The following is a 19004-nucleotide window of genomic DNA, read 5'->3' as shown; positions in this document are numbered from 1 at the left end:
CCGTCGTGAATCTTGTGCGCGGCTTCGTCCGGCGGCCGGGGCGGCTGGCCGCCGAGGGGGCGGCGCTGGCGATCGCCGTCCTCGTCGCCTTTCCGCTGTACTGGATGGTGCTGGGCGCCTTCAAACCGGCCGGTGAGATCGAGTCGGACCGGCCCCGGCCGTGGACCCTCTCGCCCTCTCTGGACTCCTTCCGGCGGGTCTTCGGGCAGCAGGAATTCGGCCGTTACTTCGTCAACAGTCTGGTCGTCGCGGGCAGTGTGGTCATCGTCTCGGCGCTGATCGCCTTTCTCGCGGCGACCGCCGTGACCCGATTCCGGTTCCGCTTCCGGACCACCTTGTTGATCATGTTTCTGGTGGCCCAGATGGTGCCCGTGGAGGCCCTCACCATCCCCCTCTTCTTCCAGATGCGGGACTTCGGTCTGCTGAACACCCTGGGCTCGCTGGTCCTGCCCCACATCGCCTTCTCGCTGCCCTTCGCGATCTGGATGCTGCGGGGGTTCGTGAAAGGGGTGCCGGAGGCGCTGGAGGAGGCGGCGTACATCGACGGGGCGAGCCGGTCGCGCTTTCTCTGGCAGATCCTTTTCCCGCTCGTCCTGCCGGGCCTGGTGGCCACGAGCGTGTTTTCCTTCATCTCCGCCTGGAACGACTTCCTGTTCGCCAAGTCCTTCATCATCAGCGACACTTCGCAGTCCACGCTGCCGATGGCGCTCCTGGTGTTCTTCAAGCCGGACGACCCCGACTGGGGCGGCGTGATGGCGGCCTCCACGGTGATGACGATTCCGGTGCTGGTGTTCTTCGTACTCGTACAGCGACGCCTGGTCTCGGGACTGGGCGGAGCGGTCAAGGACTGAGGTGATTTCGGTGATGGGTCTGATTCCCGCGCCGCGCAGTGTCCTCGCCGGTTCCGGCGAGGTGCGGCTGACGGCGCACTCACAGCTCTACGCCGGTCCGGGGACGGAGGGCGTCGGCCACTGGCTGCGCACCGTCCTGCGGGCGGCCGCCGGTCTGCCGCTGCGCGAGGGGCGGGAGCTCGACGACATCGACGGCGACGGCATCGGGCTCCTGCTCGACCCGCACCTCGGCCCCGAGGAGTACCGCCTCGTCAGCGCCCCGGCCGGCATCCTCGTCGAGGGCGGCAGCGCGGCGGGTGTCTTCTGGGGTGCCCAGACACTGCGGCAACTCCTGGGCCCCGCCGCGTACCGCAGGGCCGCCGTCGAACCCGGCCGCACCTGGGCCGTGCCGCATCTCACGATCGAGGACTCCCCCCGATTCCCCTGGCGCGGCTTCATGCTCGACGTCGCCCGGCACTTCATGCCGAAGGAAGGCGTCCTGCGCCACCTCGATCTCATGGCGGCGCACAAACTCAACGTCTTCCACTTCCACCTGACGGACGACCAGGGCTGGCGCCTGCGGATCGAGCGCTACCCCCGGCTCACCGAGGTCGGCTCCTGGCGGACCCGTACGAAATTCGGTCATCGGGCGTCACCCCTGTGGGAGGAGAAGCCGCACGGTGGCTTCTACACCCAGGACGACATCCGGGAGATCGTCGCCTACGCGGCCGAGCGGCATATCACGGTCGTCCCCGAAATCGACGTGCCGGGACACTCCCAGGCCGCCATCGCCGCGTATCCGGAACTCGGCAACACCGACGTCATCGACACCACCGCCCTCTCCGTCTGGGACTCCTGGGGGATCTCTCCGAACGTACTCGCCCCCACTGACAACACCCTGCGCTTCTACGAGGGGGTGTTCGAGGAAGTGCTGGAGCTGTTCCCGTCGGAGTTCATTCACGTCGGCGGCGACGAATGCCGCAAGGACCAGTGGCGGGCCTCGCCGGCCGCGCAGGCCCGCATCAAGGAACTCGGGCTCGCCGACGAGGACGCGTTGCAGTCCTGGTTCATCGGGCACTTCGCGAAGTGGCTTTCCGCGCGCGGACGTCGGCTCATCGGGTGGGACGAGATCCTGGAGGGCGGGATCGCCGAGGGCGCGGCCGTCTCCTCGTGGCGTGGCTACGGCGGCGGGATCGCGGCCGCGCGGGCCGGCCACGACGTCGTCATGTGCCCCGAGCAGTACGTGTACCTGGACCACCGTCAGGCCGACGGCGCCGACGAGCCGGTGCCGATCGGATACGTCCGCACCCTGGAGGACGTGTACCGGTTCGAACCCGTTCCGCCGGGGCTGGACGAATCCCAGGCGCGGCGGATCCTGGGCACCCAGGCCAACGTCTGGACCGAGGTGATGGAGGACCACGCGCGCGTGGACTACCAGGCGTTCCCCCGGCTCGCCGCCTTCGCCGAGGTCGCCTGGAGCGCCCTCCCGGCCCCCGGGGAACGGGACTTCGCCGACTTCGAGCGCCGTATGGCCGCGCACTACCGGCGGCTCGACGCCCTGGGGGTCGCCTACCGCCCGCCGGCCGGCCCCCTGCCGTGGCAGCAGCGCCCCGGCGTCCTCGGCCGCCCCCTCGACGGCCCGCCCCCGAACCGCTGACCACCCCGGCCCGCCCCCTCACCGGTCCCGCTCGCCGCGCCCTGCCCCCGCTCCGAACGCGTAATGGAAAAAGACCTCAAGAGTCACCGAAGAGTGTCAATCGGTGCGCACCGGTGATGGTGGAAGAAAACGGACCAAGTGGCCGATGAGGTGGGCGAATGCCTCCTAGCGGACCCGTGCGTTCGAGGCTTGCGAAGATGTGCCAGAGTTGCCACGTCCGCCCTGTGAGCACGTACCGTACGGCCACACAGGTGGGACCAGGTGGGGCAGCGGGAAGGGGCAGCCGGTTTTGACCACGCACGCACCGCAGGCGGCGCAGTCCGTCACGCTGCCCACGACGCTGAACGAGGCCGTGGCGGCCCTCACCGCCATGCCCGCCGCGGTCCCGGTCGCGGGCGGTACCGACCTGATGGCCGCCGTCAACTCCGGACAGCTCAGGCCCGCCGCCCTGGTCGGTCTCGGCCGGATCAGCGAGATCCGCGGCTGGCAGTACCAGGACGGCAACGCCCTGCTCGGCGCCGGCCTCACGCACGCCCGCATGGGCCGCCCCGACTTCGCGGCCCTGATCCCGGCGCTCGCCGCCGCCGCGCGGGCCGCCGGTCCGCCGCACATCCGCAACGCCGGCACCCTGGGCGGCAACATCGCCACGGCCGCGCCCACCGGCGACGCGCTGCCGGTGCTCGCCGCCCTGGAGGCGACGCTGATCATCGCGGGACCCGGCGGATCCCGCCGGGAGATCCCGGTGTCGCACCTGCTGGCCGGCGTGGAGATGCTCCGCGCGGGCGAGCTGATCGGCTTCGTCCGGGTGCCGCTGCTGCACGCCCCGCAGGTCTTCCTGAAGGCGACCGGCCGCACCGGACCGGGCCGCTCGGTGGCCTCCGTGGCGCTCGTCCTCGACCCCGCGCGGCGCGGGGTCAGATGCGCCGTCGGTGCCATAGCGCCGATGCCGCTCAGACCCCTGGACGCCGAGCAGTGGGTGGCCCGGCTGATCGACTGGGACAACGACCGCGCGCTCGTCCCGGAGGCGCTGGCCGCCTTCGGCGAGTACGTCGCGGCCGCCTGCATCCCGGACCCGGCCCCCGAGCCCGACGGCTCGGTGCCGGCACTTCCGCCCGCCGTACTGCACCTGCGGCGCACCGTCGCCGCGCTGGCCCGACGAGCACTGGGGAGGGCGCTGTCATGACCGACGACCAGCACGGAGAGGGCGCGCCCGCGAGCGGTGGCGGCCGCTGGAACCCGCTGCCCCACGGCGACTACGACGACGGCGCGACCGCGTTCGTGAAGCTCCCCGAGGGCGGCATCGAGGCCCTGCTGTCCGCCGACAGCCCCCTGGCCGCGCCCGGGCACGGCTATGTGCCGCCGCAGATAGCGGCCGCCCCCGACGCCGACACCTGGGGCGTGCCGGCCGACGGCGCCCGGTGGCCCGACCCGAACACGGTCCCGCAGGAGCGGCCCGCCGACGACCGGTTCACGTACAACCCGGCCTCGACGCAGCAGTGGACCTACGAGGAGCCGCCGCCCGCGCCCGGTCACGATGTGACCGGACAGTGGTCGATTCCGGTCGCGACGGGCGACGTTCCGGACGAATCGGGCGAGTTCACCACATCCGCGCTCATGGAGCAGTGGGGCGGCACGCCGCCGACGACCCTGCCGGGTGGCGCGTCCGCGCCCTGGGTGGCGGAGGCCCAGGGCTGGGAACACCCCGCGGAGGCCCCTGGGTCGCCCGCTGAGCCCTCCGTGGGCCATGGCGACACCTCGGTCGCCGGAATCGCCTCCCGAGCCGCCGGTGCGTCGCCTGTGGCCGACGCGCCGACGAGGGGCGCAGGGGGCGAACGGGGCGAAGCGGCGGATATCGGCGAACCGTACACGGTCGGCCGACCGTCCGGCACCGGCGAACCGGCCGCGTTCGGCGGCCGGGCCGACGCCGGCGAAGCCGACGCGCCCCACGGCGCTCCCGGCTCCCACCCCGCCCACGACCCGCAGAGCGCCGACGGCGAGTCCGCCCCGCAGGGGCCACCCGCACTCGACGAGGAGAGCGTCGCGGGTGACGAGGGCGGGAACGAACACGCCGAAGGCGAGGCCGAGGCGGTCGACGACCACCCCCTCGCCTCCTACGTCCTGCGCGTCAACGGCGCCGACCGCCCCGTCACCGACGCCTGGATCGGCGAGTCCCTCCTGTACGTCCTCCGCGAACGCCTCGGCCTCGCCGGAGCCAAGGACGGCTGCTCGCAAGGCGAATGCGGCGCCTGCAACGTCCAGGTCGACGGCCGCCTGGTCGCCTCCTGCCTGGTCCCCGCGGTGACCGCCGCCGGCAGCGAGGTCCGCACGGTCGAGGGCCTGGCCCAGGACGGCCGCCCCTCGGACGTGCAACGCGCCCTCGCCCGCTGCGGAGCCGTCCAGTGCGGCTTCTGCGTCCCCGGCATGGCGATGACCGTCCACGACCTGCTGGAAGGCAACCCAGCCCCCACCGAGCTGGAGACCCGCCAGGCCCTGTGCGGCAACCTCTGCCGCTGCTCCGGCTACCGGGGCGTGCTGGACGCCGTCAACGAGGTCGTCGCCGAACGCGAGGCACACGCCGCCGCCGACGCTGAGACGGACGGCGACGAGGCCCGTATTCCCCATCAGGCGGGACCGGGCGCCGGCGGCGTCAACGCGTCGGCGTTCGAGTCGCCACGCACCTTCGGGGCCGGAATCCAGATCCCGCACGAGCAGGCGTACGACCAGTCGTACGGTGGCAACCAGTCATTCGGCGGCGACCAGAGCTTCGGCGGGAACCAGTCGTTCGGCGGCGACCAGTCGTTCGGCGGGAACCAGACCTTCGGCGGCAACCAGTCGTTCGACGACCAGAGCCAGAGCTACGACGACCAGCCCTACGGCCCGGACGGAGGCCAGGCGTGACCAACGAGACCGTCACCACGACCACCGCCGCGGAGACCCCCGTCCCCGCCGCCGAGCCGCTGCCGCACGGCCTCGGCGTGTCGCTGCCGGCCGCCGACGCGGGCGCGAAGACCGAGGGCACCTTCCCGTACGCGGCCGACCTGTGGGCCGAGGGCCTGCTGTGGGCGGCCGTCCTGCGCTCCCCGCACCCGCACGCGCGCATCGTGTCGATCGACACCAGCCACGCGCGCGAGATGCCCGGCGTACGGGCCGTCGTCACCCACGAGGACGTGCCCGGCACCCCGCGCCACGGCCGGGGCACCCCGGACCGCCCGGTCTTCGCCTCCGAGGTCGTACGGCACCACGGCGAGCCCATCGCGGCCGTCGCCGCCGACCACCCGGACACGGCCCGCATGGCCGCCGCCGCCGTCATCGTCGAGTACGAGGTGCTCGACCCGGTCATCGACCCCGAGCAGTCCTTCGAGGCCGAGCCGCTGCACCCCGACGGCAACCTGATCCGGCACATCCCGCTCCAGCACGGCGACCCGGACGCGACCGGCGAGATCGTGGTCGAGGGCCAGTACCGCATCGGCCGCGCCGACCCCGCCCCCATCGGCGCCGAGGCCGGACTCGCCGTGCCCCGCCCCGACGGCGGCGTCGAGCTGTACGTGGCCTCCACCGACCCGCACACCGACCGCAACACGGCCGCCGCCTGCTACGGCCTGTCGCTCGAACAGGTGAAGATCGTCGTCACCGGCGTGCCGGGCGCGACCGCCGACCGCGAGGACCAGGGCTTCCAGCTGCCGCTCGGCCTGCTCGCCCTGAAGACCGGCTGCCCGGTCAAGCTCACGGCGACCCGCGAGGAGTCGTTCCTGGGCCACGCGCACCGCCACCCCACCCTGCTCCGCTACCGGCACCACGCCGACGCCGAGGGCAAGCTGGTCAAGGTCGAGGCGCAGATCCTGCTCGACGCGGGCGCCTACGCCGACACCTCCGCCGAGTCCCTGGCCGCCGCCGTCTCCTTCGCCTGCGGCCCGTACGTCGTCCCGAACGCCTTCATCGAGGGCTGGGCCGTCCGCACCAACAACCCGCCCTCGGGACACGTCCGCGGCGAGGGCGCCATGCAGGTGTGCGCCGCCTACGAGGCGCAGATGGACAAGCTGGCGAAGAAGCTCGGCCTCGACCCGGCCGAGATCCGCCTGCGCAACGCGCTCGCCACCGGCGACCTCCTGCCCATCGGCCAGACCGTGACCTGCCCGGCCCCGGTGGCCGAACTCCTCCAGGCGGTACGGGACTTCCCGCTCCCGCAGCTCCCCAAGGACACGCCCGAGGACGAGTGGCTGCTGCCCGGCGGCCCCGAGGGCGCGGGCGAACCGGGCGCGGTGCGCCGGGGCGTCGGCTACGGCCTCGGCATGGTGCACATGCTCGGCGCGGAGGGCGCCGACGAGGTCTCGACGGCCACGGTCAAGGTGCACGACGGCATCGCGACCGTGCTCTGCGCGGCCGTGGAGACCGGCCAGGGCTTCACCACACTGGCCCGCCAGATCGTCCAGGAGACCCTCGGCGTCGACGAGGTCCACGTGGCCCCCGTCGACACGGACCAGCCCCCCGCCGGCCCCGGCTGCCGCGGCCGCCACACCTGGGTCTCCGGCGGCGCCGTGGAACGCGCGGCCAAGATGGTCCGCACCCAGCTCCTCCAGCCCCTCGCCCACAAGTTCGGCATGTCGACCGAGCTGCTCCAGATCACCGACGGCAAGATCACGTCGTACGACGGCGTCCTGTCGACCACCGTCACCGAGGCGCTGGACGGCAAGGAGCTGTGGGCCACCGCGCAGTGCCGCCCGCACCCGACCGAGCCGCTGAACGGCGACGGCCAGGGCGACGCCTTCGTCGGCCTCGCCTTCTGCGCGATCCGCGCGGTCGTCGACGTCGACATCGAGCTCGGCTCGGTGCGGGTCGTGGAGTTGGCCGTCGCCCAGGACGTCGGCCGGATCCTCAACCCGGCACAGCTCAACGCCCGTATCGAGGCCGGTGTCACGCAGGGCGTCGGCATCGCCCTGACGGAGAACCTGCGCACCCCGCGCGGCCTGATCCGCCACCCCGACCTCACCGGGTACGCCCTGCCGACCGCCCTCGACGCGCCCGACATCCGGATCGTCAAGCTCGTCGAGGAACGGGACGTGGTCGCCCCCTTCGGCGCCAAGTCGGTCAGCGCGGTACCGGTGGTGACGTCCCCGGCGGCCATCGCCTCCGCCGTCCGCGCGGCGACCGGCCGCCCGGTCAACCGCCTCCCGATCCGCCCGCAGGCGGCGGTGGTCACGGGCCAGTGAGCCTGTCCGGGGTCGTGGTCATCGCTGGAGTGATGGCGGCCGGCAAGTCCACGGTGGCGCAGGCGCTGGCCGAGTCCCTGCCCCGGGCCGCGCACGTCCGCGGCGACCTCTTCCGCCGCATGATCGTGTCGGGACGGGAGGAGTACACGCCCGGGGCCTCCGCGGAGGCGACCGCCCAACTTCATCTCCGCTACCGCCTGTCGGCCGCCACGGCGGACGCCTACGCCGAAGCCGGCTTCACGGCGATCGTCCAGGACGTGCTGCTGGGCCCGGAGTTGGCGTCGTACGTCGAGCGGATCCGCACCCGCCCCCTGCACGTCGTCGTCCTCGCCCCCAGCGCCGAGGCCGTGGCGGAGCGGGAGGCCGGGCGGCCGAAGACCGGGTACGGGCCCGCGTGGACGATCGCCGATCTGGACGCGGAACTCCGCCTGCGCACCCAGCCGTTGGGACTGTGGCTGGACACCTCGGAGCTCACCGTGGAACAGACGGTGGAGGCGATTCTCACCGGGACGGAACGGTCGAGGGTCGTCTGACGTCTCTTCTGCGGGGCGTTGTCAGTGCCGCGGCGTAGTGTTCCGGGTAGTGGGGACGGCCGTTTCGGAGGGGAAGCCCGGACGGCCCGCCATGCCCTGCTGACGACCTACGCACGACGCACCACTCGACCCACTTGCACGTCTTGAACACTTGATCGCGGGGGCAGCGATGAGCACGATCAGCACGACCGGCAGCGGTGCGACGGCGATCACTCTGACCGAGGCCGAACTGGACAGGTACATCACGCACGAACCCACCCGCAGCTGGCTCACCGGCCCCGGACTGCCCGACAGCGGCGGCCTGCTGACGTTCGAGACGCTGCGCACGACCGGCCTGCGCACCCTGGCGGACGTCACGGACGGCCCGACCCGGCTCGCCGAGGAGCTCCGGGACCGCCTGGTGATAGGGGAGCTGCTGGCCCCGGTCGGCCTGGACACCGAGTCGATCCTCCTCGACGGCGGCACCGGCGAGATCACCACGGCCTACCTGATCGACCCCACCGAGCCGCGCCCGCTGGCGCCCTCGCTGGAGACCCTGCTGCGGTTCGCCGCGGTCACCGAGGAACTGACGGGCCTGCGCGGCCGTTTCGCCTCCCTCGCCGGGACGCACGGCACGAAGGCGGCGACCGAGGCCTCCCGCAGGCTCCTGGAGCTCTTCGAGGAGAGCACGGCCGGCCGCGTCCCGCCGTACTGGAAGGCGACGGCCCTGATCCGCCCCCTCAGCCTGATCGCGGGCCCCGGCACGGACTCCGGGCTCGCCGTCGACCTGCCGGCCCGGCTCCTGGACCAGGAGTTCGGACAGGGCCGGGTGGCCCGCTTCGAGGAGGTCGACTTCCCGCCCACGCTCACCCACGAGCCGACCCGCCGCTTCCTGCGCGAGACCGGCCTCCCGGAGCACGCGGTCGTCTTCCACCTCGACCCGGACGCCCCGCTCCCCACCCTCTGGGAGTACTTCACCGACATCCACACCGGCGACTTCCCCCTGGACGACCTCCCCCGCCACGCCGACCGGCTCATACGCCTCGGCTACCTGGTCGAGGACAACAGCCTCGTCGTGGACGGCTCCACGGGCACGATCCTCAACTTCTCCGAGCCCGAGGCGACCCTCTACCCCCTCAACACCGACATCTCCACGCTCGCCTACACCCTCTGGCTCCTGCACCACGAGCGCACCATCGACGAGCACCTGAACCACGAACTCACCACCGAGGCCTACGACCAGCTCGCCGCGACCATGCTCCACACCCTCGCGACCATCGACCCCACGCCCGTCACGACGGACGCCGACTGGCACTACTGGACGGAGCTGTTCCAGGACGAGGCCGGCGGGGTGCTCTAGCGGGGCGACAGGGCGGGGGCCGGGCGGGACCGGTCAGGTCACCAGGCCCTGGCGGTAGGCGTAGACGACAGCCTGGACACGGTCGCGCAGACCCAGCTTGGCGAGGATGCGGGACACGAAGGTCTTGACGGTCTCCGGGCTGAGCACCAGGGCCGCGGCGATCTCGCTGTTGGAGAGGCCGTCCGCGATCAGGCGCAGCACCTCCAGCTCGCGCGGGGTCAGCGGAACACCGTGCGGGGTGCCGCCGTCGGCGGGGCGGATCCGGGCGGCGTAGCGGCCCACGAGCTGCCGGGTCACCTCGGGGTCCAGCAGGGCCGCGCCCGTGGCCACGGTCCGGATGCCGTGCAGCAGCCGGTCCGGCGGCGCGTCCTTGAGCAGGAAGCCGCTGGCGCCGGCGCGCAGGGCCTCGTAGACGTACTCGTCCAGGTTGAACGTCGTCACCACGAGCACCTTCACCGGATGCGGCACCCCGGCACCGGCGAGCAGCCGGGTGGCCTCGATGCCGTCGAGGACCGGCATCCGGACGTCCATCACCACGACGTCCGGGCGGAGCCGGCCGGCGAGGTCGACCGCGGCCTGCCCGTCCCCGCACTCGCCCGCCACCTCCAGGTCGGGCTGGGCGTCGATGATCGTCGCAAGGCCGGTGCGGACCAGCACCTGGTCGTCGCAGACCAGGACCCGGATCGGCGCCTCGCCGCCGCCGGCGCCGGTCACTCCGGCCACGTCGTTCATGCCGTTCATGCCGGGCTCCCCGCGGGTATCCGGGCCCGGACGACGAAGCGGCCGTCGTCCGCGGGCCCGGCGCTGAACTCGCCGCCCAGCACGGCCACCCGTTCCCGCAGACCGGCCAGGCCCCGCCCGCTCCCGCCCGGGGACGCCGTGGCGTGGCCGGACCCGTCCGTGCCGACCTCCACGGTGATCTCCTTCTCGCCGTGCCGCACCCGGACCGAAGTCCGGCTGCCGTGGGCGTACTTGAGGGCGTTCGTCAGGGACTCCTGCACCACCCGGTAGGCCACCAGGTCGGCGCTGCCCGCCGACGGCGTCGGCGTGCCCTCCTCGGTGAACTCCACCGGCTGCCCGGCCCGGCGCGTCTGCTCCACGAGCGTGAGCAGCCGGCCGGCGGGCGGTGTCCTGCCGCCACCGGTATCGGTGCCGTGGTCGGGATTAAGCAGGTCCAGCAGATGACGCAGATCGGAGATGGCCCGCCGCCCCGTGTCGGTGACGGCGGTCAGCGTCCGGTCGAGACGGTCCGGCGCGGCGGTCAGGTACCGGGCCGCCTCCGCCTGCACGACCATCGCCGTCACATGGTGGGTCACCACGTCGTGCAACTCGCGGGCGATCCGGGCGCGTTCGGCGGCGCGGGTGTCCTCGGCGACGCGCCGCCGCCGTTCGGCCTCCGCGGCCCGGGTGGAGCGCAGCCACGCCCCGATGCCCCAGGCGAGCACCAGCACCAGGTAGAACGTCACGAACCCGCTCGCCGTCTCACCCCCCGACCCCAGCCGGTACAGCGCGACCGCCAACGGCACGTAGGCCGCGGAGAACACCAGCGCGGTGGCCCGCCGGTGCCGTTCCAGATGGGCGCCGGTACTGATCAGGGCGAGCGGCAGCGCGGTGCCGGCGACCGAGTGGTAGCCGCGCAGCTGGTCCACGGCGAAGCCGAGGGACACCAGCGCCAGCGAGAGGGCCGGCCACCGGCGGCGCCCGGCGAGCGGCAGGCACTCCAGGCCGAGCACCGCGATCGTCAGCGCGTCGAAGGGGCGGGTCGGCAGATCTCCGACCTGGGTGCCGTTGCCGTGCAGCGCCGGCAGGAACGACCCGGCCAGGAGCAGCAGCCCGAGCGGCAGATCCCGGACCGTGACGTCGAGCCGGTGCCACCACCCGGGCGCCCGCCGAGGACTGATCACCGGGGCAGTGTAGCGACGGCACCGGCCGGGACGTCCCGACGCCGACGCGGCACCACATGCCCCCGCCGCCTGGCCAGCCACAGGAACGCGACCGTCACCAGCATCCCGAGCAGCACCGAGTACACACTCGCCTCCGGCCCGAACTGCCCGCCGGTGACCAGCTCCGAGCCCGAGGTGGAGGCGTCCAGCAGCCCCTTCTGCGCTCCGCCGCTGCCGGAGACCTCGGTGCCGAAGATGCCGGACTCGGCGAAGTTCCAGCCGAAGTGCAGGCCGATCGGCAGCCACAGGGTGCGGGTGGCGGCGTACGCGGCACCGAGCATGCCGCCGGCCTCGATCGCGATGGCGAGGGCGCCCCACACGGTCGCGTCCTTGTTGAGCAGATGCATCATCCCGAACAGCACCCCGGTCGACACCAGTGCGATCCAGGTCCCGGTGCGCTCCTCGACGATCCGGAACAGCACGCCCCTGAAGAGCAGTTCCTCGGTCACCGCGGCGGCGGCCATGTACCCGACCACTCCCACCGCACCCGTCACCGACCCCACGCCGTGCACCGTGTAGTCCCCGAGGAAGGCGATGTTCCCGATGACGCACGCGAAGGTCGCCACACCTATGAGCGCCCCGCGCCCGAACGCCGCCCGGGCATCCTCGCGGCCCACCTCCACGCTCGGCCGGTGCTCGGTGCGCCGTACCACCCACCCGTAGACGAGCACCGCGACCACGGCGGTGAGCAGGCCGAGGACCAGGGTGAGGAACCAGCTCCCCTGCACCGCGGCGACACCCTGCCCCCCGACGAAGGCGACCGCCGCGACCGCCAGGAGCTGCCAGACCAGCCTCATGATGACTCCCTCACAGGATCCGCGGCCGAAGCGCCGCGACTGGCCCGAACGCTACGGATCGGCCGCCCCGCGATCGTCACCGCTGAGTGGACACCTGCCGGTAGCTCGCACGGGGGACAACCGCGAACCGGCCGCCACCGCCGAGGCCGGCCGGCTCCCGTCACTCACCGTCACCGCCGGGGATGCGCGGCCGCACGCCTCCACATAACGTCGCAGGTGAGGACCAGCCAAGCAGGGAGCGGACATGAGCCGAACCAAGCGCAGCAGGACCCGCAGCACGGCCCGTAAGCCGGCGCCGAGGATCTCGTCCCGCATGGTGACGTCACCGACGGCGCCCACTCCGACGGCACCCGAACGCGGGTCGCCGCAGCCGGCACCGCCCCGTGATCACGCCTTCCCGCACGGCCCACCGCGCCGGCCCACCCGCATGCGCATATCCGGGACCAACCCGTGGTCGGTCACGGTGATGAGCTTCTTCTTCCTGACAGGCCTGGGCGTGTGCGTCCTCGGCGCCGCGCTCGCCACGTCGGTGCTGCTGGACATCGTCGCCCCGGGCGAGTGGCCGACGCCGTGGGAGACGCTGGTCGTCGCCACCGGGGTCGTCGCGCTGGAGATCCTCCTGGGCACCGCACTGGCCTGCCTGTGCGGCTTCATGTACAACTACACCGCCCGGTTCAGCGGCGGTGTGGAAGTGGCCCTGACCGGCGACCTCACCGACCCACCCCCGGCCGCCCAGGCCTTCCGGCTCATGACACACCTGCACGCACGCGCCCGGCGGCGCCTGGAAGCCTGGCTGCCCGCCAACCCCCTTGCCGGCGGCCGCCCTTCCCGCCGCCCCCACGGCGACTCATCCCCACCCGCCACCGAAGCCGACCCCCGCCCCCGGCAGCCGTAGCTCCACGGACAACCACAAGGGCGGCACCCCTCGCAGGGTGCCGCCCTTTCCTTTTGCCTAGCGGTGAACGAGACGCAAACTGAGACGGGCGGTCCGTCGCGTGGCTTCGTTTTGTGCTGGCACTTCTCGACCTCGACAACACCTTGATCGACCGCCGTGGGGGCCTTGAGGACTGCGCCCGCGGCTTTGGGCGCCAGCGGCGCCCGCCCCGTGAGGCGGAGTCCGCCATCTGCGATTTTCACAGCCAGCCGCGTCGGGTGGCGGTGATGCCCGCCTGGAAACGGGTGGAGGCGCCGAGTTGGCACATGAGTTGGTGGACGCGACGCTGGGTGGTCCGCTCGCTCCAGCCTTGGGCGCGCGCGATGGCCGTGTCGGTGAGGCCTGAGGCGAGCAGGGCAAGCAGGGACCGAGTCTCCTCATCAGGCTCTGCGTCCTCGGATTCCGCCGCGGTGGTGGCGTCGCCGGGCGGCAGCGGGTCGTCCGACAGCGGCACTGCGCGCTCCCATTGCGCCTCGAAGAGCGATTCCAGGGCTACGAGCACAGGGGAGCGGTGGACCAGGTAGGCGACTGACTGGCCCCCAGGTCCGAGGCTGAAGGGGAGGATGGCCGCCCGGTCGTCGCTGATGACGAGTTTGAGGGGCAACTCAGGGTGTACCCGTGCCTGCTCGCCTGCCTTCATGCTGGGCACGATGTCGTTGTTCAGTCTGCCGGGCCAGGCCACCGCTTCGCGGTCGTAGATCACCCGGTGGATCACGCCGCGCCGCTGCTGCTGGAGCTGGCGGTCGAGGTTGCTGCCGGGGCCGTCGACATAGGGCGGGCGGTCGAACGCACGCACCTGGTGGCGGGCGTCGACAGTCAGCCGGTGCACGGCGGCGCTGATGTGCTCACGGCTGGTGAGCAGTTCGACGGCCATGTCGGGATGGCTTATCCGGGCCGCCTCCCGGTGAGTCTCGGTCAACCGCTGTACCAGGGCTCGTGCTTCCTTGAGCTGGTGCTCGCGCTGGTCTATCAGCGCGGTGACGGCGACATCCGGGGGAGTGGCGGTGAAGCGTGGCGGGCGGCCGGCGTCCTGCACGGCGAGCCCGGCCTTGACCAGTTTGGACAGCAGTCTTCCCGCAGTGGTCGCGGGCATGCCGCACACGTCGGCCAACTCCGAAGAGGTGCAGCGAGGTTGCCGGACCAGTGCCACGTAGACGTGTTCTGTTTCTTCCGCAAGCCCGAGCACGCTAAGTTCCATACCGCTCCGCCCATTTCCGTGGCGGCTTCCGCCACCTGGCAGAGATCCGCCAGCCTCTTAACCTTGTCTTTCGTTGGTCGCGGTTGACATCTTTCACGCTGAAGTCGGCGCTGTCCTGAGCACGTTCGAGCGGGCAGAGCCTTCCGGTGTGGATCCGTGCTCGCGGATTCGCTCCTTGAGAAAGGTGTCCCATGACGTATGCCCACACCCGCGGCAGACGGCTTGGTGCCGTCGGTATCGCGCTCGTGGCCATCACCGCGGCCGTAACGATACCCGCGGCCGCGTTTCCCTCAAGCTCCCCCGGGTCCGGCTCCGCGGCCACTGATTCCGGCCAGTCGCCGGCCGTCAGGACCCCGCTCGGCAGCAGCTCATCAGCGTCACAGCCCGGTGCGGGGGCCGCGCCGCCCTCCATACCCGGATCTTCAGCGCTCGGTCCGTGGCGCTCGTTCCTGAAGCCCACGCCCGCGCAGTCGGCGAAGAACAGCCCGCACCAGGTCCTCGTGGTCCTTGGCTCGGCCACCGAGGTGACGGGCACGTCGCTGGGCAAGCAGCGCAATCTGCAGGTCCGTACCCCGCTGACCTCGGACACCGCGGTCAACACCGCGCTCCAGCGGGCCCACGCTGTCTCCATGCGTCCCCTGCTGCCGGCGCTGTCGGCAGCCCAGGCGAAGCAGTTGCGCTCAGCCGCCCAGGCGAAGCTGGGCTCCGGGGCGATCGACCTGTCCAAGGTCCAGGTCGTCCAGTTCGCCGGCGGTGACGCCGCGGCCGCCGCCCGGAAGCTGGCCGCCACACCCGGTGTCGTCTACGCCGAGCCCGACCAGACCGTCTCTCCCATGAACACAGGCTCCGTGCCGCTGCCCTCCTCGGTGAGCGCCACGGCGGGGAAGGCCGCCTCGTCGGCCAGGGAACAGGACAGCGGTGCGACCGGCTCCGACGGTGTGCCCGGCAACGCGGCTCTCGGCACCTCGCTGCAGAGCTTCCTCAACGCCGGCGGCGTGAACGCGACGGGCGCCTACAGCTTGCTGAAGCAGAAGTTCGGCCAGTTGCCCGGCACCGGTGAGACCATCACCAACGTCTCGATCGGCAACCTCAGCGACACGTCGACGCCAAACCTCGACTCGCACGGGCCGACGACCGTCGTCCAGAACGGACAGCGGTACCTGGACATCCCCACGATGCCCTTGATCCCCACCTACACCGCGGACTCGACCGGCGCACTCGACCCGACCGGCTCGACCCAGGGGCAGGACCCCGTGCTGGGTGAGGTGCTGCTGGACTTCTCCGTGATGGCGCCGCTTCCGCACGAACTGCAGCGTCCGGACATGCAGGGCAGTGGGTACTCCGACCTGTTGGGCATCGCCCCGGGTGCCCATTACCGGCTCGTCGTCCCGGAGCAGCCGACGTTCAGCCAGATCGCGGTGGCGCTGCTGGCCGCGGCCCGGCAGACGCCGCGACCCAACGTGATCACCGCCAGCCTCGGCTACGGCACCGACGCCCAGGGGCTCCCCGGCCGCTACCTGGAGGACGACCCGGTCCAGCAGGCCGTGATCGCGTCGATCGTGCAGCAGTACGGCATCACCGTGGTGGTCTCGTCGAACGACGGCACCAGGCTGTACACCAACGCGGCCGTCGGGCCCGACGGCGGCAGCACCGCGACCAACGTGACCCGCAAGGCCGCCGGCACTACCCGGATCGACGACGACCAGCTGTCGACCACGCCCAGCAAGGTGCTGGACTCCGGCGCGATCGCTGCGGGCGGTACCACGACCGACGACACGCTGTCCGTGCCGCCGCAGAACGGTGGAGCCGCGTCGGCCAACGGCACCTGGGCGACCACCAGGCTCAACGGTTCCGGGGTCTTCTCCTCGGGATTCGGCACGCGTGTGGACGTCTCGGCGCCCAGTGACGGCATTCCCGCCTTCGAGCATCAGGGCCAGAGCGCGCAGTCGGTGGCGGAGGTCCTCAGCGGAGGCACTTCGGCGTCCGCGCCCGAGATCGCGGCCGCTGCAGCGGTCGTGCTACAGGCCTCCCGGCTGACCGGGCAGCACCCGTCGCCCGATGACGTCCGTTCGTTGCTGGAGCGCACCGGCCGGGTCGTGCCCACGCCGCCGCAGGTCGACCAGCCGCTCCACGTGGGCCCGCAGCTCGACGTCACGGCCGCTGTGCAGGCGGTCCTGGCCAAGGCGGACGGCAGCAGCCGTGCCGACACGGGCACGCCCCGCATCGTCCGGCTCTCCGTGGCGCATCGCCAGACCATGGGCGGGCTCGGTGGCTCGTACCTGGAGGGCACCGATCCCGGACGCATCGATCTGGCCGGACCGGGCACGGGCTCCAGCGCCACCGGGGAGGGCCTGGTGGGACCGGTGACCATCGGCGCCGACGTGACCGGGCTGTCCAGCCGGCAGGGCGTCAGTTACGTGCTGCGCATCGGGAACGAAGAGTTCACCTCCGATGTGTCGGCGATCCGGGTGACCCCCACGCAGATGCTGACCGCGGCCGGACTCCCGGTCATCTCCGCGACGGACCGGCAGATCTCGCTCACCTTCGAGGTGCGCCACGGCCACCAGGTGCTGGCCTCGGCCACCCACGAGCTGACCTTCGGCCCCACCGACGGCAGCTACGTCGAGTCGCTCGCCCCGGTAGTCCAGCCCGTCGTCAACACGGGACACTCCGTGCAGGTGAGCTACGACCTCACCGGAGTGCGGAACGTCAGCTCGCCGAAGTTGGTCGTGTCGGGAGTCGGCCACTGGAACCCCGCGATGGCGCCCATCTTCTCCGCCTCCTACAGCACCCCGCTGACGGCACTTCGCGGCACGGTCACCGTCCCGGCCGACGCCTTCTCCGCCGGCGGCGGCATCTACGGGATCGGTATCCTCGAGAACCCCACAGGCAACTCCAAGTCCGGCCCGCTGTACGGCGAGTTCGCCTCGATCCGGGTCGACGGCGGTGACCCCTCGCAACGCCCGGCGGCGCCGACCCTGGCCGCGAAGGCATCCGGAGAGTTCGGTCACCTGCTGGAGATCAACCGGGCCGCACCGCGGTTCTCGGTGCACTACGACGTATCGCAGGTCAAGGGCGCCACCGGCACGCTGCTGGAGTTCTCCGCGCCCGGACCGAACATGTACAACTCGTACAACCTGGTCAGCAACCAGAACGGCACCACCCGCGACCACAACGGGGTGGACAACCCGGCCACGCTCGACCGCTCGCTGACGGGCACGCGAGGCACGGCGGAACTCGACGCCCTCGCGCTCAAGCTGCCCTCATCGACCACCTACGACCTGCGAGTGTTCGCCGTCGACGAGCACGGCAAGGTAGTCGGGCAGGCTTCGCCGACGTCGCTGCTGGCATACGACGACGGACTGGCCCCCGACGGTACCAACCTGACCAACTTCGCGATCGTCCCCGGCGGCACATCCGTCGCGGCGATCGAAAGCCCCACCGGTGAAGGCTCGGTGTACGACTATGACGCCACCACCGGAATCTATGGACGCAAGGTGACGAGCGACCCCGCGTACGGCTCCATCTACGAGGTGTTCGGCGTCGACTCCGCCCACCACACGCTGGTCCTGCACAAGCAGACCACCACCGGCGAGCAGTGGCTGGAGACCTACGACACCAGCACCGGCAACGCGGTCGGCAGCCCCGTCCGGGTCGACGACCAGTACGTCGTGACGGGCGGGCGGGTGGACGCCAAGCGCCACCGTGCAGCGGTGCTCGCCTACCGTTCGAGCGACCGTGCGAGCTTCGTGCTCCCCGTGGATACGGCGACCGGCGCTCAGGGGATGCCGCTCCAGCTCGAGCCCACCCCGGACGGGAGAAGCTCGTACGGCCTGCTGGACGTGGACGAGTCGACCGGTGTCTTCTCCGCGCAGAAGAATGGGATCGGCGTCAACTGCCTGGCTTCGAGTGGATCCGGCACCATGGCCGCAGTCGACCTGGACAGCGGAACGGTCACCCACAGCCAGGCGGGAATCCCTTGCGCCGACACCCTCGCCTCCGACCAGAAGGGCGGCCTCTACGAAACGTGGTACCACTCGCTTAGCGTCAACTTCGCCGGCACCGGGTACTTCGCGCAGTTGCCCAGCGGGGACCAGGTGAATCTCGGAATGGCCCAGGCACCCGTCGCGCTCGCCGTCGACGGCGAGCACCACCTGGCGCTGTTCGCCTTCCGGTACCCGGACCTGAAGCCGGCGGGCGGTTTCCAGCAGTACGGCTTCGGCGACAACAACGCCACCGGCCGCATCGTCGTCGTCGACCTGAAGACGGGCAAGACGGTGAGCACCGTAACCGGCGTCGAGTACCCGCTGTTCGGCTCCTACAACGGCCGGCTCCAAGCCCATCACGAGCGCGCCGTCCAGCTCGACCCGGCCACCCGGACCGGCTGGACATACGCAGGCGACGGCAGCCAGATCCAGCAGTTCTCCTATTGACCCGATCCGCTGCTCGACCCCCCGGGTCCGGGGGGGGGGGGGCCGCCGGCCCGCCCGCGCGGGGGGTGGGGGGGGGGCGGCGGGGGGCCCCGCCCGCCCGGCCCGCCGCGGCGCGCGGCGCGGACACGCCGGG

At 72.0% G+C, this 19004-nt stretch carries 13 protein-coding genes; 9 read left to right on the top strand and 4 right to left on the bottom strand.

Annotated elements, in window-relative coordinates; all coding sequences use genetic code 11:
- Window positions 1-5: 5 nt before the first annotated feature.
- From ABT137_RS44530 to ABT137_RS44500, 7 genes are all read left to right on the top strand, one after another.
- Window positions 6-851, top strand: a complete 846-nt coding sequence (locus ABT137_RS44530; RefSeq protein ID WP_351718246.1) for a carbohydrate ABC transporter permease — start codon at window positions 6-8, stop codon at window positions 849-851.
- A 13-nt stretch (window positions 852-864) separates the two neighbouring features.
- Window positions 865-2487 (top strand): beta-N-acetylhexosaminidase, encoded by a 1623-nt coding sequence (locus ABT137_RS44525; protein WP_351718244.1) that lies wholly within the window; start codon window positions 865-867, stop codon window positions 2485-2487.
- 289 nt (window positions 2488-2776) lie between these two features.
- On the top strand, window positions 2777-3670 hold the full coding sequence (locus tag ABT137_RS44520) for an FAD binding domain-containing protein (RefSeq protein WP_351718242.1): 894 nt from the start codon (window positions 2777-2779) through the stop codon (window positions 3668-3670).
- Window positions 3667-5385, top strand: a complete 1719-nt coding sequence (locus tag ABT137_RS44515; RefSeq protein ID WP_351718241.1) for a 2Fe-2S iron-sulfur cluster-binding protein — start codon at window positions 3667-3669, stop codon at window positions 5383-5385. Before ABT137_RS44520 ends, ABT137_RS44515 begins: the two co-directional genes overlap by 4 nt.
- On the top strand, window positions 5382-7694 hold the full coding sequence (locus tag ABT137_RS44510) for a xanthine dehydrogenase family protein molybdopterin-binding subunit (protein ID WP_351718239.1): 2313 nt from the start codon (window positions 5382-5384) through the stop codon (window positions 7692-7694). Before ABT137_RS44515 ends, ABT137_RS44510 begins: the two co-directional genes overlap by 4 nt.
- Before the next feature lie 2 nt (window positions 7695-7696).
- Window positions 7697-8227, top strand: coding sequence for an AAA family ATPase (locus ABT137_RS44505; protein ID WP_351718324.1), 531 nt, complete (start codon window positions 7697-7699; stop codon window positions 8225-8227).
- Window positions 8228-8396: 169 nt separating this feature from the next.
- The gene (locus ABT137_RS44500; RefSeq protein WP_502984674.1) at window positions 8397-9566 is read left to right on the top strand and encodes an SUKH-4 family immunity protein; all 1170 of its coding nucleotides are present in this window, start codon (window positions 8397-8399) and stop codon (window positions 9564-9566) included.
- 33 nt (window positions 9567-9599) lie between these two features.
- Here the strand turns inward: ABT137_RS44500 and ABT137_RS44495 are convergent, their stop codons facing one another.
- From ABT137_RS44495 to ABT137_RS44485, 3 genes are read right to left on the bottom strand one after another with little or no spacing between them, the layout of a single operon-like run.
- Entirely contained in the window at window positions 9600-10298 is a 699-nt protein-coding gene (locus tag ABT137_RS44495) for a response regulator (RefSeq protein ID WP_351718320.1), read from the bottom strand.
- A gap of 5 nt (window positions 10299-10303) precedes the next feature.
- The gene (locus tag ABT137_RS44490; protein WP_351718237.1) at window positions 10304-11470 is read right to left on the bottom strand and encodes a sensor histidine kinase; all 1167 of its coding nucleotides are present in this window, start codon (window positions 11468-11470) and stop codon (window positions 10304-10306) included.
- Window positions 11467-12306 (bottom strand): CPBP family intramembrane glutamic endopeptidase, encoded by an 840-nt coding sequence (locus ABT137_RS44485; protein WP_351718235.1) that lies wholly within the window; start codon window positions 12304-12306, stop codon window positions 11467-11469. Before ABT137_RS44485 ends, ABT137_RS44490 begins: the two co-directional genes overlap by 4 nt.
- Before the next feature lie 244 nt (window positions 12307-12550).
- On the opposite strand from ABT137_RS44485, the gene ABT137_RS44480 reads away from it, so the two are divergent.
- Complete coding sequence (locus ABT137_RS44480; RefSeq protein WP_351718233.1) at window positions 12551-13201, top strand: DUF3566 domain-containing protein; 651 nt, start codon at window positions 12551-12553, stop codon at window positions 13199-13201.
- A 238-nt stretch (window positions 13202-13439) separates the two neighbouring features.
- Here the strand turns inward: ABT137_RS44480 and ABT137_RS44475 are convergent, their stop codons facing one another.
- Window positions 13440-14438 carry a TrmB family transcriptional regulator gene (locus ABT137_RS44475; RefSeq protein WP_351718231.1) on the bottom strand — a complete coding sequence of 333 codons (999 nt, stop codon included), beginning with the start codon at window positions 14436-14438 and terminating at the stop codon, window positions 13440-13442.
- A 500-nt stretch (window positions 14439-14938) separates the two neighbouring features.
- On the opposite strand from ABT137_RS44475, the gene ABT137_RS44470 reads away from it, so the two are divergent.
- Complete coding sequence (locus ABT137_RS44470) at window positions 14939-18871, top strand: S8 family serine peptidase (protein WP_351718229.1); 3933 nt, start codon at window positions 14939-14941, stop codon at window positions 18869-18871.
- Window positions 18872-19004: the final 133 nt, after the last annotated feature.

The organism is Streptomyces sp. NPDC001980, from assembly GCF_040296885.1.
Taxonomy (GTDB): Bacteria; Actinomycetota; Actinomycetes; order Streptomycetales; family Streptomycetaceae; genus Streptomyces.
This window is presented reverse-complemented; position numbering and strand designations above follow the sequence as displayed.